The sequence below is a fragment of the archaeon CG10_big_fil_rev_8_21_14_0_10_43_11 genome, assembly GCA_002763265.1.
In the GTDB taxonomy this organism is placed as follows: Archaea; Nanobdellota; Nanobdellia; order PEZQ01; family PEZQ01; genus PEZQ01.
The window spans coordinates 1-18,686 of record PEZQ01000002.1 but is presented as its reverse complement, the minus strand read 5'-3'; the positions used below and the strand labels follow the sequence as shown (position 1 = coordinate 18,686).

At 48.8% G+C, this 18,686-nt stretch carries 1 protein-coding gene; it reads left to right on the top strand.

The window, feature by feature from the left end:
* Nucleotides 1-4 precede the first annotated feature (4 nt).
* A partial coding sequence (locus COT72_00365) for a hypothetical protein (GenBank protein ID PIO00515.1) occupies nucleotides 5-18,686 on the top strand: 18,682 nt, incomplete at its 3' end.

Sequence of the window (18,686 nt, the reverse complement as noted above, 5' to 3'; positions counted from 1 at the left end):
TGCGGTGAATCTTTTTAGTGTTTGGGGAGTAGGTGTCTTGAAACTGGACAGGGCTATTGCAGTAATTATTCGCACTAGTGCATACGCGCTTTCCCTCGCGTTTCTTGCGCTCTTTTTGCTTTTTTCAAATTTCGCATTTCTTGAGCGGTTTTTTGCAATAGGCATTCTTCTTTGCTGGTTTGCAAGCATTCTCTACATCAGAAAAGCAGCGCTTCCCCGCAGCACGCAAAAGAGTTTTTTCTCCTATCTTCTCGTTTTTACGTTTTTTATTACCTACATTCTTTTTGGCCACTCTACTCTTGTGCTTGCCACATCCGCAGGTTTCACAGTAATTGGTCCTACAAAGCTGGCCGATACGTCCGCTTCTGGAACATTTGAGGAGTATCAGGGAATTGCTGGTGTGTATTGGCGTTGCAACGGGTACACTGATGACACGGGCGATTGGTGTGCGTACTTGGATGAGACAGCAAACGCGAATACTTACATGGCCTGTGGTCCTTCTTACGCGTGGGCAAACCCCACATATGTGGTGTATGATACGTCACTTTCAACCACCTGTCTTGATGGTGTATATCTTGAGGGAAAGTACACGGCATCAGGGTATCTTGGTGACATGGATGTGACCTGTTCAGATGATGGTACCAATTTTGCGTATATGACGCATCGCAACATAAACTGCGACCACGATCTTGATGTAGCGGGGCCCCCTGGTACGGTGGCGGCAGGAACTGCGGTGCAGAGCTGGGACCCGTATTCATGCAACAGTTATGGTTCTGATTTTAATTTTCCAAGCAGTTGCTGGGATGCAGCAGGCAATCTTAGGTTTTTTGTAAAGTGGAATAGGGTTGGCTCCAACTGTTTGACGCCTTATTTCTCGCAACTTGCCTATGACCCTAAAGCGGATGGTTGTTATGGTACCACCTATTGTTCAAGCGGGGTTGCTCAAAGTGATGGTGATGCAAGCCAGACGATTTGTGACTGTGTCAAGGGCGCGGGCTATTGGAATCTTGGCGGTGAAACTTCAGCAACCACCTGTTGTGAGGATGGCGGGGAGAACAAGCGAACGCGTGCGTGCGATGCCGGCTCGGGGTGCACTACTTCATCCTCTGATGACGCGTGTTGTTCTGCAAGCACGGATTGCACGTACAGCAGTACATGTTATAATTCTGGTGTTACCGGCAACGTGGGCGGTGACGGCACAGATTATTGCAGTTCTGGCACGTGGTATGACTGCAATGCTGATGCGCACTGCCCAACGGCAAGTTATTGCACGTCAAATGATTGCAGTGCCATTGCCACACCCTCTATTACTGCCACAGTTGTGACTGATAAAGTACTTAACAGCGAGATTGGCAAAACAAGCCTGTCATGGTCAGGAAGCTTGCCGGGCAGTTACCAGTATCGCGTGCAGTATCAGGCAAATAGTGGTTCATGGACTGACCTTTATACGGGAACGAGCACGTCAACAACGCATGATAGTCTTTCTGACAACACGTACTATTGTTATCGCGCACGCATTGAAGACACGAGTCAAGCGCATTATGGTTCGTATAGCTCGTCAAGTTGTGTGAACACTGCTGACCGAACAAAAAACAAATCGCCTGACGCTTCGCTTAGCGCACAGAATGATTCAAACAACAGAATTGACATTAACACGACCAATGGCAATGCTAATCTCGTGCTCTACATGCCATTTGAAGAAGGCTCAGGAAGCACGACTGATGACTGGAGCCAAAGCAACGTGCAAGGCACAATCACGGGCGCGGCATGGTCAAGTGTAGGACAATACGGTTCAGCGCTCACGTTCAACGGTGCAGACTACGTGACTATTCCGTCCTCTGCATTTTCTTCATTAACAAATGAAGTTACGCTCGCGTTCTGGCAGTATGGTGATGCTACAATTCAGCCTCAAGCGGATACCTTGTTTGAAGCGCGTGATGCGAGTTCGCAGCGCGTGATTAACATTCATCTGCCTTGGAGCAACGAAAATGTCTATTGGGACGCGGGTAACTCAGGTGGCGCAAGTTATGACCGCATTAACAAGGCGGCCACTGCATCAGAATATGAAGGTGTGTGGAATCACTGGGCATTTACTAAGAATGCAACAAGCGGGGACATGAAGATATATCTCAATGGTGAGTTGTGGCATTCAGGAACGGGTCTCACGCGAACAATCTCAACTATCACAACAGCAAAACTTGGTGCATATTCTGACGGCTCATACAACTATGACGGGCTTGTTGATGAGTTCTACGTGTTTGACAAGGAACTCTCACAAAGCGAAGTTATTGATGTGATGCAGTCTGGTGTGAAGAAAAACGCGTTTTATCGGGCAAACTCCTCGTCAGACCAGTTCGTTCCAGTTGGCGGCGTGATTGACATGTTCACGGACGGGGACTACACGAGCAATCCCGCATGGTCCATTAGTGCGGGGTCGTGGAGTGTGAGTTCAGAACAATTCACTAAAACTAATGACGCAACGTGCTGGGCAAACGCGCTTGTTGGCGACACCGGTCTTACTGATTACCTTGTTGAAGTTGACCTACGCCATGATGAAGTGAGCGGGGCTGATGTTCCGGGAATTATTTTCAGAAACACCGGCGGCTCAAACCAGTACCGCACGTGGATTGATGGAAGCGGTATTGATGTGTATGATTATTCGCAATCAGCATACGTGCTTTCGGCAAGCACGCCGGTTGGCTTTAGCAAAGACAACGCATGGCATCACTGGAAATTATTTGTTGAAGGCGACACGTTTACACTCTATGTTGACGGGGTAAAACAGTACGAAGTGACGGACGCTTCACTTACTTCAGGCAATGCGGGCGTCACTTCCTGCAACACGTATATGACGGTTGACAACTTCAAGATTACCCCACTTGTAGCAGACGATGATTATCCTGATTCTGATGCCGCAGAGTCCGGTGGTCCGGGCACGCCATCTGCCTCAGTTACAGAACAGGCTGACTTGTCATCGCTTGTAGTCTCGTGGGGCGGGGTAAGCGATACGGGAGCCACCTACTACTACACAGTGAGTGCGTGGGATGACCAAGGTAATGATGATGATTGGTTCTATGACGGCTCGTTTGAGAAGGCAAGCGAACAAGGCTATTGGCGCTCAGGCTCGCTTGTGCAAAACGGGTATAGTTTTGACACAACCGAAGTATACACCGGTGGGTATAGTCTTAAGCAAACTACTTCAGCAAGCAACAAGTACTTTGGCTCTGACTTTACGATTGGCACGCACCTTGATGCGTCATCAACGTACGTCATGCAGTGCATGGTAAATACCTCGCTTTCAGCAGGATACGCGCGTTTGCACGTTGAACAGCAGGGAAGCTTCGTGAGCTACGACCAAGTAAGCGGCTATCACGAATGGGTGCCAATCAAGACCGTTTTTACAACAGGCGCGAGTGGCAATATCCGCCTGCTTGCCTACACGCTTGGCACGGCAACCGGCGACGTGTATTGGGACAATTGCCGTCTGTACCACGTGGAGAGCGAAACCCTTCTTACGGGTCTTGACAAGTACGAAGTGGATGAAACAACAGCAAATCCTGGAGCAACTGACGGGTACTCAATTGCCACAACGTCTTATACTGATTCTGGATTGAGCTGTTTTAACCAGTACACGTATCGCGTGCGCGCAAATGACACGGCAGGAAATTATGGTTCCTACTCTTCAACCGCGAGCGCGTACCCGGTTGATTATCTCTCGTGCACGAGCGGTGGCGGCTCTTCAGGCTATTGCTGGACAGGAACAAGTTGTTATTCGCCAAGCAATTGCCCAACACCCGAAACAACCTCATGCAGTGCGGGCACGTCAACGTGTTGTACGGCAAGCAGCACTATCTGGGAAGGAGTTGGTTGTTCGGGAAGCGGAGCTGCTGGCACAAGTTATGACCGTGACACGACCCAAGCGCGCTGTGAATCAACCGCGAGTGGGTGTAGTGGGTACACGTGGGATAGTGTGTTGACAAATGTTGCAAACCAACAATGTTGTGGTGACGACACGACCAGTGATAATAACTATGGTGTTGACACATCTGGAAGCCCTGACGTGTGCCATTACTGCAATGCGGGCAGTGCGGGCACATCAAGCTGTTATGAAAATCAGGGCTGCGACTTAAATGGTCAGTTGCTCACGCAAAACACGGATAGCGCCTGTACTGAGGGTACTGGTTGTTATTGTTATTATGCAGAAGCTTGCGCGTCAAGTGGGTATACTGCTCCGTCAAGTGCCGCACTTTCACGCTCATGTGATTATGGGGGTTACACTGATGGCTCTGGTGTGGACTGTCTTGACGATTCTGCAAACACGTGCTATTACCTCGCGTCTGACCCGTGCACCAGCGGAGGATTGCAAGCTACATCAAGCGCGACATGTTATGACCCGGGCACGGTGGTGAGTGGAACGTGTTATTATGATGGGGGAGGCTCGCTTGACCGAAGCAATGACTGCACCACAAGTGGTTGTTCAGGCATTGCAAGCTGTGCGCTTGAATTTGGTCAGTATTGTGACCAAACCCAGGGTTGTGCAAGCGGTCTTGCTGCGTGCGAGAATGATTGTGCGCAAGCAGGTGCAGGAACAGGATATTTGGATAATGATGTATGTTTTTGTACGGGTGCGCAGGGCGCATTTTCAGCAAGCGCGGTTGTTTCAACCAATGACACGGTTGTATACCTGACGTTTGAAGACGGCAATGATTCTTCATACTTCCACGACAGTTCTGTTTACGCAAATCATGGAACGGGCAGTGCAACATATACTGCTGGAAAACATGGGCTTGGCGCGTACTCAAAGCCGGGAAAAATCACGATTCCAAATGATGATAGTATTTCTGAAGCATTTTCCGGCAATGAAATCACAATTGCGTTCTGGTGGAAACAGGGGGTTAATCAGGAAAGCTATCCTTGGCAGGACACGATTCACCAGCTTGCCGGCTCAGTTCCGCATCGTGTTGAACACGGCAGGGACGGGTATGATGGGGGTTCGTACGGTGTTGACTGGACGTATGGGTACTGGACGGGACTCTATGATGATTCTGACACAGCACACGCCATGTCGCGCGATAACATTTTCGATGCTGACACGTGGTATTTCTTTGTTGTGACAAAAAACAGTTCGCGCATGGAAGTCTACATCAACGGCACGTATAATAACGGCATTGACGGCAGCTTCACGATTAAACAGCCAACCACTGAGGATTTAACGCTTCTTGGCTACTCAACGGGAAACTATGCTATTGACGAAGTGATTGATGACGTGCGCATCATTAACCGGTATATGGCGCCTGCAGAAATCCAGAAAATTTACGAGTCAACGCGCGGCACGTACGAAGCAGTTGAGCCAAAAGATACGATTGTTCTTTCTGCAAGCGTGAAATCAAGTGCAAACGCATCGCTTAAAACCAGTCTTACAACGGACGTGGCTGCCCTTGATGAAGGGCTTGTAGGATATTGGGCTCTTGATGAAGGTGTTGGCGGTGTTGCAGAGGACGCATCAGGAAATGGAAATGATGGAACTATTTTCAGTGCAACGTGGGCAAGCGGGTACGCGGGAAATGCGCTGAGCTTTGATGGAAGCACGTCTTATGTGAACATTCCTGCGCTTGACTTAAGTGCGTTTTCGGCAATGACGATTTCAGCATGGATTAAACCTGATGACATAACATCAAACGTGTACTATGAGATTGTTCGACAACAAAATGCAGCTCTTGACTGGTTGCTTGCATTCCAGAATTCAGGCACGATTCTTTCATTTGGTTTGAATGCCGGAGCTTCTTACAATGAGCTTGATGTTTCTATTGATGCGGACGACTTTGTTGATGGGCAATGGCATTTAATAACTGCCGTGTACAATGGCTCGGGAAAAAGCCTGTATGTTGATAATGCGCTTATTGGTGCAAACAGTGATTCTGGAACCATTGCCTTTGGCGCAGACACACACTATATTGGCAGATATCCTCTTGGTTCAGAATATTTTGACGGTCTCATTGATGATGTTAAATTTTGGAACCGCGCCCTTTCCGCGGCTGAAGTTCGCCAGCTCTTTGAACAAAATAATTATTTATCCCCAAGTGTTAGTTCACCAAACACCGTATCTGTGCAGCTTGAAAGCAATGCACTTATGTGCGGTCTTGACCACTCAGTATATGCTGTTTCTGATGAAGCCGGCGCAAATAGCGACCATGTCACGCGTGGCTGGGCTGAAAGCTTCTCAGATGCGCGTGAGTGGACTGCGTACAATAATGATTCAGCAGTTACGGTAAGCGGCGGTGTTGCAAATATTACTGGTGTGCAAGCATCAAACACGGTCTATTTGCGTCAAGAAGGTATCAGCGTAAATGTAACTGAGTATCCAAACTTCACCATTCGCTTTAAAGCACCATCAGGCCATACGATTGGCGGTGCGTTCAAGATTGGAACCACGTGGTATTATAATACCTATAACGCTGCAGGAACAGGAGATTGGGAAACGCGCACCGTAAATATTCTTGACGCCGCAAGTCTAAGCGGCACATCACACCTGCTCACAGGCATTGATATTGCTGATTACAATGATGCATCCCAAAGCCTTGCAATTGATTGGGTCATGGTGCATGACGGACACTATGAGCTTTCAGAATGGAATAATTTCTTTGACGGTTTTGACTATGACCTGTCAGGATGGAGCGTGACTGCAGGCACGTGGAGCGCGTCAAGCGGCGTGCTTGAATCACCAGATTCATCAGACACAAATGAGTATATTTATTACTCAGGCAAAACCTTTGAAAACATCACTGTTGAAGCAGACATCAATATTGTATCCTCTGCGTACACCAATAAAGAATTAGGTTTCTACTTCAACCAGCTTGATAGTTCATTTGGTGACGCTGAGGGCGTGTTTAATATCCGTGTTGATAATGGGGATGTTTACTGCAGTGGCTCTACCGCTACGCCGACGTTCACCCCAACTCTCAACACATGGTATCACATTAAAGCAGTAGTAAACGGTCCAACCGCGCGCTTCTATGTTGATGGCGAGTTGCAGTGTGAAGCAACCGGAACGCGCGATAGTGGGTACATTGGGTTTAGAAGCATTTCATCGCTCACGCGCGTTGACAATCTGCGCATCAGCCCGTCAGAATGGCACTACCGTGTGCCCGTAGAATTGCAAGCAGGTTCAAGCGGTCGAAACGCTACCCCGGTGCACACGCGCATCAATTTTGACGCGTACTTGTCAACCATGAACGCGGTCAGCTCATTTGACCCAAACAGCGTGCGCGTGATTAATGAGACGGGAGAAGAACTCGCGTCAGTTGTGCAATTCAACGAAACAGGCCCAGTTGCGCAGTATCGCTTCAGTGAAGGTGTTGGGGCCACAACTGCGGATGGTTCAGGCAATGGCTTGACTGGCACGATTTACACTGCAACATGGGATGAGGGAATCCACGGCAACGCGCTTTACTTTGCAGGAACAAATGAGGGAAATACTGCAGACTCATCAGATGTCGTGGTTGTTGGGGATAACGCAGCAATTGATGTAGATGTCAGCACTGGCTTTACTATTGAAGCATGGTTTAAGCCTGATAGTTATGTGTGTACTGCGCTTGTAAGAAAAGCAGGTCAGTTTGAGCTCTATCATTGTTCAGGAAGTGGGGGTGCCGCGACTATTCGTGTGTGGGACCCAAGCGTTCAAAGTAAACTTGGTTCAACAGGGCTTTCAAACGGGGAATGGTACCATCTTGTTGCAACTCATGACGGGGCAAGCACGCTACGATTGTATGTGAATGGAGATTTGGACAATGAATGGAGTGTGAGCGGCACGCCATCATCAACAACTGGTGATTTGAGCATTGGGGGGTACGACACAGGAGCATACTCAACAAAAGGATGGCTTGACGAAGTCAAAATCTATAATTACGCACTCACGCCAGATGAAGTCCGTGCAGAGTATGCGGGCAGAAAAGCCTCATGGTTGTGGAACGCCACGCACAGCGCGGATACCAATACCACACATTACGTGTACTTTGATACCATTGATAGCGGCGCAAAACCTGATGCGCCATACGCAAGCTTTGATCCCGCGCTTTTAGGATATTGGGATTTTGAAGCAAATGATTCAACCAGCGCCTACGACCAATCAGGCATGGACAATAACGGCACCATCACAAGCGCGGACTGGGTTCGCTACGGAAAAATTGGAAGCGCGTTCACGTTTGACGGCAGTTCTGATTATATTTCAACCGGCATAACCACCACGCCATCTGCGTTTACCCTCTCGGCATGGGCGTATCCGGACGTGACTGACGGCACGCTTGCTACTCTTGCAAGCAAGTTCTCATCAGGACCGTACAATGGTTTCTTCTTGCGCCACGTAAACGGAGTAATGTATGCTGCCGTGTACAACGCAGGCACGAGTTACTCGTCAATCACGTCTGTGAGTGCGACAACGTGGGCGCACTGGGCTATGACTTTTGACGGCTCAACAATTCGGCTCTACAAGAACGGTGCGTTAGCTGACAATGACGCGGGAACCCTTGGTTCAACAAGTGCTGCGTTTGTTATTGGCGCAAATTATGCTGGCTCATCTGAACGCTTTGATGGTATTATTGATGAAGTATACTTGTATAATAGAGCTCTCACTGCTGAAGAAGTCAATGCACTGTACGCGCAAACAGATTTTGTGCGCTACGCAAAGACTGCTCAAAACTATTCGTATGCTGATACAATTGTGGTTGATGCAGTTAATGATTTTACCGTGAGCACCGCAAACACTGGTGGAACCGATTTTGACGCAACAACAAGCTCGCTCACGTACTGTACGGGTGACGACCGCGCAGTCACGTTCTCATGTCGTGCACCGGGCAGTTCAGGATATGTTACGCAAACAGACACCGCCTCGCCCTACAGCGTCACATTTTCAAGCGGCACACTCCCCTGTAATGGTGAAAATGATTTAGTTGAATGCTTTGCCTACGACCCCTCATTTTACACTATTAATACCGCAAACACGTGGCTTGAAGCTGAAAACGGTTCAACTGGCGGAAACCCTGTTGCAGATGGGAGCACCAGCGCAGGATTCAAGCGCTTATTTAGCGGGGGAAGCCAGATTGTGGTTACTGCAACAACGCCGCACCGGGAAACCTATAAAGTCTGGATATACGCAACCCAGTGTAATTCAGGAAACAGTGCAGGAGACTATGCAGTAACAGTTAATAGCATCACCCATTACGCGAATTATTCTTCATCATCCTCAACCCTCGCGTGGTCAGATGCGGGCTATTGGAACCTGTCTTCTGGCGCGTATGGCATTACTATAACAAGCGCGAGCGCGTGTGGCGGAAACACGCAATACGTTGACGCAGTGCTTTTGACCACGAACTTTTCATACACGCCAAGCGGCATTACAAAACCTTCCTCAATTGTTACCTTTGACCCTGATGATGCTGAAGGCTACTGTAACGCGTGCAGTGCTGGCGATAAAACAACCGGTGGAAACGACAGCGGCGTGTCATGGAATCTTGGGCTTGGCGATGTTGCAACAACAACCTGCTGTGGTGATGACGCAAGCGAATACTACTTTGAAAACCAGAACTACACTACAAACGGCCTTTCAAATAGTCCAACAGGCGGCGCATGCTGTGATGCAGCAACTGATTGCGCAGATGCAAATGGATGTACCGCAACAGACAACACGCGCACAGGAGATGCTGCATGGGCATGTTACTCAACAAAATGGGACGAATGTCAATCAGATGACACACAATACTGCCCAAATAACGATTGTTCTGGCTCAGCGCTTTTTTGTGACAGTTCAGACACAACATGGCGCTCCCAGTCTGGTTGTTCAAGCGGGCAGGATGCTGAAGGCTTGTGCGAAGAAGACTGCATAACTGGCGCTGCAAGCGCGGTGTGCGATGAAGTCACGCTTGGCGGGGTTGGTAGCGACACTACGTATTGTTGTAGTGCGTGCGCATCCCCTGACAGCACTATTACTGATATTGGCGCGTGGAGCAATTGTGAATACTCTTCTCACACCGGAAGCGCGGACTACTGTCTTGATGATGATACTGATTCGTGTTATGCTGCAAGCGGTGACAGTTGTGCAAGTGGAACAGGCTGGGGTCTTACCGGAAGCACGGGAAACTGTCCGGATATTGGCACGGTTTCAGGCACTACCTGTTATTATCACTCAACTGGTTCGCGCGCTGATGATTGCTCAGCAAGCGGATGCCAAGTACAATCCTGTTCGCTTGGTTTTGGCGAAACATGTCATGGCGTGCCGCCGTCAGGCGAAACAGATGGCTGCTTTGTGGATGCAAGCGCGTGCGAAGCAGCATGCCGTGCTGAAGGGTATGGCACGGGCTATGTTTCAAGCAGCACATGTTACTGCGTGCCTGCAGAAGCCACACTCGTGAGCGGCGCGGTTGTTGCTGACCCCAACCTTGCTGCTGCGTACACGTTTGATGAAGCACAAGGCAGCGTGCTCCACGACCTCTCGGGAAATGGAAATGATGGAACCATTACCGGCGCGTCATGGGTTGGGGGGTATAACGGAAGCGCGCTGAAGTTTGATGGTGCTTCTAATAATATAGCGGTATCTGCTGTTTCTAGCATCGCTGATGTCTTTGACGCGGGAGGAACTATAAGCGCGTGGATTTATCCTGAATCTGCGGGAGGAGGGAGTTTAGGACGGTTATGGGATAAGAGTCAGCACTTAGCGCATGTTGTTGTTTCAGGTTCAAATGCAAGAATACAGTTCAATCAGGCATTTAGCGGAGGGACAAATGCATGGTACACAACTGCTTATGCAGTTCCTCTTGACCAATGGTCTCATATTACATTAGTATATGATAGTGATTCTGTCTCTAATAGTCCTGCTATTTATATTGATGGAGTCAGTGAATCTTTAACGCAATCGAGTTCTACTACGGGAACAAGAACCAGTGATTCTGCAAATGCATTTAACCTTGGCAACAATGCAGGTGGAATACGCGGTTTTGATGGCAGAATCGACAACCTTGCTATATATAATCGAACACTCTCAGCAACAGAAATAACAGACCTGTACACTAATGGTTTCACAGCGCATGGTGAGCCAAGCGACACGTTCAACCTTTCAGCAATTCTCAAAACAACCGCCCCGCAAGCTGATGCCGGCGCATTTAGCAGTTATTATTATGATGACTTTAGCGACGGAGACTACACAAACACCCCAACATGGAGCGTGACTGCAGGAAGCGCAACATGGGCTGTGTCAAATGGACAACTCTCAGGCACGGGCAACTCGCAGGACGACGACCTCACGTTCAAAGACTTTGGCACGCACGTTAACTACACGTACGAAGTGTTTGTAGAAAATGATGTGACAAGCACTGGCATCATTTCAAATGGTCGCTATATCAGACGATTATCAGCAACAACGTACCAGCTTGTTGGGGGAGGCTCGTATACTGCGGCGTTTGGAAATAACTGGAAAGTTATTGAAAATGGCACGTTCCTTACCTTCTACGCTGATGGCGAACTCATCTTCCAGGAACCCGTGAGCGCAGGAACCGGCCAGTTTGGCGTCAAACTTGATGAGCCTACAAGTACTAATTACTTTGACAACGTCACGCTTGCCATCTTTGATACTGACTCAAATAATCAGCGCGTTTCGCATGAGGTAGGAACTGAAACCTTCCTTTCAGGAAACACAAGCTACACGTACTGGACTGCTGACCAAACAGGCAAGCCGCAATCAAATGAGACGCGTTACCTTGCATCATGGCAAAACACCTCATACCCCTACCGTATTCCTGTTCATGTCACGACAACCACATCCTCAACAGACCCGGTCATAAATGCGCGCATCAATTTCAATCGCTACCTTGCACAGGCAAACCTTTCGCACAAACAGGTTGACCCCTACTCTGTGCGCGTATACGACCCAGAAACAGGTTTTGTCGCAACAAAACACGACCTTGCCGTAGGCCAGGAATTCATAACAGTTGGCGGAAGAACTGCAGGACAAATACACTATGCTAACTTCAGCGCTTCAGCAGTGTTTAGCACACTCACCCAAATTATTGACTTCACTAATGAAGTTAACGGGGTTGCCATTGCTGATTTCACCGGCGACGGGCTTTTTGATATTATCGCACCAGAAGAAGGCACTCCAGATGACATTTACTTGTTTGTGCAAACAAGCGCAGGAACGTTTGTCCAAGTGCTCATTGACGACTTGTCAGGACTTACTGATAACGGGGACATTGTTGCAGGAGACTTTAACAATGATGGTTTAATGGACTTTTTCTATAATAATGCTGACGCGAGTACTGACTATCTCTACCTCAACAACGGTGATCGAACCTTTGCAAGAAGCACCGTAACAACGGCGGGAACGCGCTCAGCAGACGCTGCAGACTTTGATGGAGACGGCAATCTCGATATTATCGTGCATGCGTCAACTGGTGCGAGTAACGCACAAATCGTTTACGGAAATGGTGATGGCACGTTTGGCGGCGCGGTTGCAGTAAGTGATGGCTGCTCTGGTGACGCGTACTGCTCTGCAACCGGCGACTTTGATGAGGATGGCGATATTGATTACATCTGCAATAACGGGGGTACGGGAAATATTATTTTTAACTATGGCGATGGTGCGGGAGACTTTAGCTCATCAACTACGCTCTTCACCGTAAGCGAGCACACGGGCTGTGACACGTACGACTTTGATCGTGATGGACATCTTGACCTTGTTACTATGGGATGGACAAGCGGTGACATCAAGTACTATGCAGGCAATGGTGACGGCACGTTTGCAAGTGCAACAATTATTGATGACACAACACTGAGCAATGGCGTTATGGCAATCGCAACCCCGCGACAAAACCCTCTTGCAACCGTGAGTTGGGAATGGACGGGCTCACACAACGCGAACGCAAACAAAACCTTCTATGTGTACTTTAGCACGCGCGACCAGCCAAACATTTCATACGCCCCAGCAACCGTGTGGGACGTTGAATACGAAGCAAACGTGCTTCCAACAAGCGATGGTTGGTCTAAGAGCGGCACGCAAAGCGAAGCCATTGTTGATAGCAAACTCAACACTACTGACGCGAGCGCAAGCGACCGCATCTATTACACGCGAAGCATCTCAGGCGACAACGGTGTTGGAACCACACTTGAAGCACGACTCAAAATACAGCAAACAAGCGGGGATGATGAAGCGGTTATTCTCATTATTCGCGATGACGCGCAAAGCTTCTACTTGCAATTATTTGAAGACCACATCAGTTTTTATGATGATACCTCACTCAATTACTATTTCAATACAACTGACGCGTTCCATACGTATCGCATGACTGCTCTTGGAACAACCGTTAACGTGTACATTGATGGCGTGCTGCGCATAAATGACACACTCAACGCGGCGTCTTCTGCACAAACCATTTACTTTGGTCTTGACGGTGCGGGAAGCGCTGACCCTACTGCTGAGGTTATCTGGGATTACGTGCGCTACTCACTTGCCGGAGCAAATCCCGCATTCATCACGGTTCCCGGCGCGCTTCAGAATCTTGCGTACACGGACAACCCGCTTGTTGATGACATTACCACAAGCACGTTTGTGATAGTTGATGTTGAAGGAAACACCACACAAATCGAGCCAGTATTCAACATTACCTATGAAAGCGGTCTTTCACGAGCAGCGCAAGTAGTATGCGCCGTTGATGACGCCACGCCAATTGATCAGAGCGCAACAGAATCCTGCGCATTTGAAGACACGGTTGGCGAGAACAAGACGTGCGTTATTACTTCACTCTCAAGCGTATTGTCAGAAGGCGTTTCAAACACGATGTATTGCGACGCACTTGACCCTGACTACGCGCGCATTGCCTATGACGAGACCGTGCTCTCTCAATCATTCACACCAGACTGCAGTTCAGCCTCACAATGGAAAGTTGCAGGCGTAAACGCGTACGCCACGAGCACGGTGTATGTAAATGCGAGCACAAACCAAATTTGCTTCTGCGGTTCAATAACAAACAATGGTGACCTTGACCTTTTGCAAACAAGCAGTGATGGCGGAACATTCCAGCTCTATGGGCCTACTGATGGAAGTCCAACCTACCTCTCCTCAGGAGCAACGTTTAGCGCGTCACAACTCCTGCCAAGCGTGCTTGATGACGGTGATTCATACAATCTTAATAATGAAGCATGCGCAGCAGACCCTTCTACCTTCTGTATTACTCTTAGTGATGAGAGCACAGGACCCTACAACACCCAACTTGACCCGCGCTACGACTTTGAAAATGATGCCTCATACAATGACCGCTGCACTGACCACAACACGGGCACGGTGTGCATTGACCACTTTATTGAGAGCAGCGCGACTGCAACAAATGCGTCTGGAAGCGGAACTGATGATGTGATTGTTGATGTTGACTACGCTTTTGCGCATTCAGCAAGTTGCTTGGCAGATAATATTGATTACAACTGTACCATATATAACGAAACAGATAAGGCACTGGTGCTTGGCGCCACAGACTGGACAAGCGACCAATCCCTGAGCGGGACCGTAGATGATGTGAGTATCACAAACAATCGTCAGAACATGTGTCCTGGCTACTATGTTGAATGCAGTGTGCGCTCAACAACATATAATAACATTAACACTACGTATAGCGCGTCAGGCGTGTTTGATGACACGGGCGCGTCATGTCTCACCGGTGCTGACTGTTGTTCTAACCTGTGTGTTGAAGGAACATGCCAGTCAAGCTGTGATGGCAGTGAACTGCAAGCATGCAGCGATGACAGCTCAAACTGGGATACCCTCGCGCTCAAAGCATGCTACGACCGTGACGGAAGCGGTACCGACTGCTACGCGCTTCCAAGCCTAAGAAGCGCAGCCCGCCATGTCTATCTTGACAACACCGCAGGAAATGGCTTTGAAATGCGTGTCTTTGCAAAAGACGCAAACAATTACGCAGGCTCAGACAACCTCACGGTCACGCTCTACAAACCAAATGGAACCGAGCTCTCAACAGAAGAGTACACCTCATACACCGACACTGCCTGCAATCCGTCACTTTCAACAGGGTGCTTTGCTGATGATGGAGATGCGACTGCTTCAAATTCAGTAAGCGCCTCAAACACGCACTCACTAACCATTCCTGACTCAGAAACAGCAGGCGTGTGGAAAGCAGTGTTCACGCCAGATTCTGCAGACGTGCGCCTCTACTATATCGCAAACGTGTCCTTTATTGAAATGGATGGCGCCACCACCACCAACAATGTGTGCGTTTCAAACAGCACGCTTGCAAGCGAAATTTTCCAATCAGGCAGGTATTATTTTGAAGTGCCAAGCGACACGACTTCGTTTGACTTACAAGCAGGCATTAGTTGCTGTCTTGCATCAAACACGTGGACAGTCAGAAACGCAACTGATGACGTTGTTGGCGTGTTTACAAATGAGACTGATGCAACGCCAACCTCACTTATTATTGCTGTGCAAAGCAATGGTACCGGCATTTGGAGTGTTGAGCCATCATCACAAAATCGCCAATACTACGGGCTTGGTGGACTTGCAACTGACATTGTTCCAGGCTTTAGCTGGGCAAATACTACCTACCCGACAGTTGGATTTTGCGTGGTTAACGGAACAGTTGACACCCCAACTGAAACGTGCACCTCAAACTATCAGTGCTCTGATGTTGATTCTGCGCGAAGCTGTGTAAACGGTGTAGATGGCAACAAGTGCCGTCTTGACCTTGGTGAAGCATGTCAAAACAATGAAGGCTACCAATGCGCTACCTCATACTGTAATGATAACTGTTGTTCATCAGCATGCGTAGAATCACAAGCAGACGGACAAACCTGTTACTTTGCACAAACCTGCGATGCAAGCGGGTCATGCTTGCAAGGAAGCGGGGACACAACCATTCAAGTCGACGGAAACGCAGACCTCACCTGCACTACGTGTGCTGAGGACAGTGCGGGCTACGAGTATTCCGATACAAATGACTTATGTTACTTTGCAACTGACTGCGGTGCATCAGGCTGGAGTGGAACAGCAAACGCCGCGTGTTATCAGGCAGGGGAATTAAGCCTCTCAGACGCCACGCTCACGTGTTACTATAACACTACAAGTGTGTGCGATGCAAGCGGATGCAACACACTCACTGACACGCAAAACTGTGATTACACAAGTCTCTCAAACACAACAGGAACAAGCAGAGCCGGAGCAGGATATTGTCTTGACGACACGGCAAACAACTGTTATTATTCTGCATCAAATGTGTGTGCAGAAGACAATGATGGCTTTGACTGGTCAAGTGCAGCATGCGCTGACCCGGGAAGCACTGCAGGAAGCACCTGTTATTATCATGCAACAAGCGACCGAAGCGATGACTGTACTACTGCAGGCTGTCAGATTACCACATGTACGCTTGCAGAAGGAGAAGTATGCCACCCAACAAATGGATGTCAGGTTTCAGTAACGCAATGCGTTGCGTACTGCCAGTCGCTTAATTTCAGTTCAGGCTACGAGCGCAGCGGCTCTTGCCTGTGTACACCTGCAGACGGAGTTCTAAGCACGTACGCAGCAGTTTCACCGACAAACGGCACGGCAACAGACACATACACCTACTCTGCTGTGTTTAACACCACCAGCAATGAGAACGCAACAGCAAACCTATGGATTGATGACAGTAGCCACGACTCAAGCGCAGGCATTGACGGTGCAACTCTCAGTGTCACAAAAAACGGGCTTGCGTGTTCACTCTCACATGATTATTATTTTGTTTCAGACAAGCTCGTCTCAAACGCTGACACGTTTGCCAAGGGGTGGGGTGAGAGCTTTGCTGTTATTACTGACTGGACAACAAGCTTAGGAAATCTCGTGCAAACCGATGAATATGTCACGCTCAATGTGACAAGCGGACAAACCGCAGTCACCAGCTATGAGGGTATTGAAGACATAAGCTCAACAACATATCCTTATTTTGCTCTCCGCTACAAGAACACGCAGGGAAGCATTCAGTCAATTGTCCTCAAAAACAGCGCTGGCGTCACGCAGACAACGCTCTACCCTCCACAAAACACGTCATGGAATGTGTGGCAAACAACGCTTGCAAGCAGTCTTTCAATTGACCAAGCTGAGATAACCATAAATGAATCAGTTAGTCACACAACGGATATTGACTGGATACGCATCCACGACGGTTCAAACACGCTTGCTGACTGGTGGAACACAACATGGCATTACCGCGTGCCAGTCACGCTCTCGCACACAAGCGCAACAAGCAGCAACACAGTACAGGCAACAATTAACCTCACAAAAATGCTTGAAAACGCACAAGTCACGGACACAATTGACCAGGATTCAATTCGTGTCATCAGTGCTGCAGGAAGCGCAGTTAACCATGAGTCTGGCTGGTCTGATGGCTCTCTTATGCTTGAATTTGTGTGGAGCGGAAGCCAAAGCGCAAACAGCACGCAAACATACTATGTGTATTTTGACACCACAAACTTTGGCACAAAATCAAGCACAAGCACATCGCTCACGCCTGAGGTGAACGCGACCACGCTTGTTGGCGCACTCCAAAACTACACAACTGCAAATGGTCCGATTGTTGATGACATTGCCTCCCTCTCGATTGCGCTCAACAGCACGGCAAGCACCAGTTCAGGTGTAAATGTTTCATTCACCGGAAACTACTGCACAACTGACACACGTGACGTAAACGTAACCTGCTTTTTGTATGATGGCTCCAGTCTGCAGACATCAGTGAACGCAACAGCAACTCACGCTGCAGGAAGTGCTGGCGGAAGCGCTGTGGTAAACATAAGTGCGTTGTGTGGTGGAAGTGGCAACTACTTTGCGTGCCAGTCCCTTGACCCAGCGTACACAAACATTTTCAATAACACGTTTACAAACACAAGCGCGTTTGACCCTGATAGTGCAGAAAACTATTGTGATGCATGTACTTACACATGGGACGCGCTCTTTTCAAGCAACAACTGTTGCGGAGATGACAGCGGAGGTGCAGGTGACATTGCAGCGCGCATCACTGAATCTGCGCAAAACAATGATAATATTAATCCTGACACGTGCACGTACTGTGACGGCACATATGGTTCAAGCAGTTGCTTTAACGACCTTGACAATTGTGCTGCATCAGGTACGATTCGAAAACCAAGCGCGCCAGACACAACGTGTACATCTGGCGCTGACTGCTCATGTTACTATGGCGAATCATGCGCAAATGGCGCATACACCGCGCCAACAAGCACGGCACTCCAAACCTGTGATGCTGGCGGCTACATTGATAACGCAGGCGCAAACTGTCAGGTTGGAAACACGTGCTATCACCTCGGCTCAGGAAGCGACCCTTGCGACGGCACGGGCGTGAGCGTGTACACTGACCTCACGCTCGATGACGCAACGCAGGTTGACGATACCACCTGCACAACCTGTGACCAGGGATACCAGTACAACGATAATACATTCCTCTGCTATTATGGCGTATCCTGTGAAATGAATGACACCATTGATGGTGGCTGGCAGTTTACAAATTCAGTTGCGTGCGGAAAAGCAGGCAACGTCACGGTAAGCGATGAAGGTTCATACTATAACGCTTCCTGCTTCTACTTTGATGTTGGTCAAAGCGCGGAATGTGATGCAAGCGGCTGTCAGTCTGCAAATGAAACAATTGGCTGTG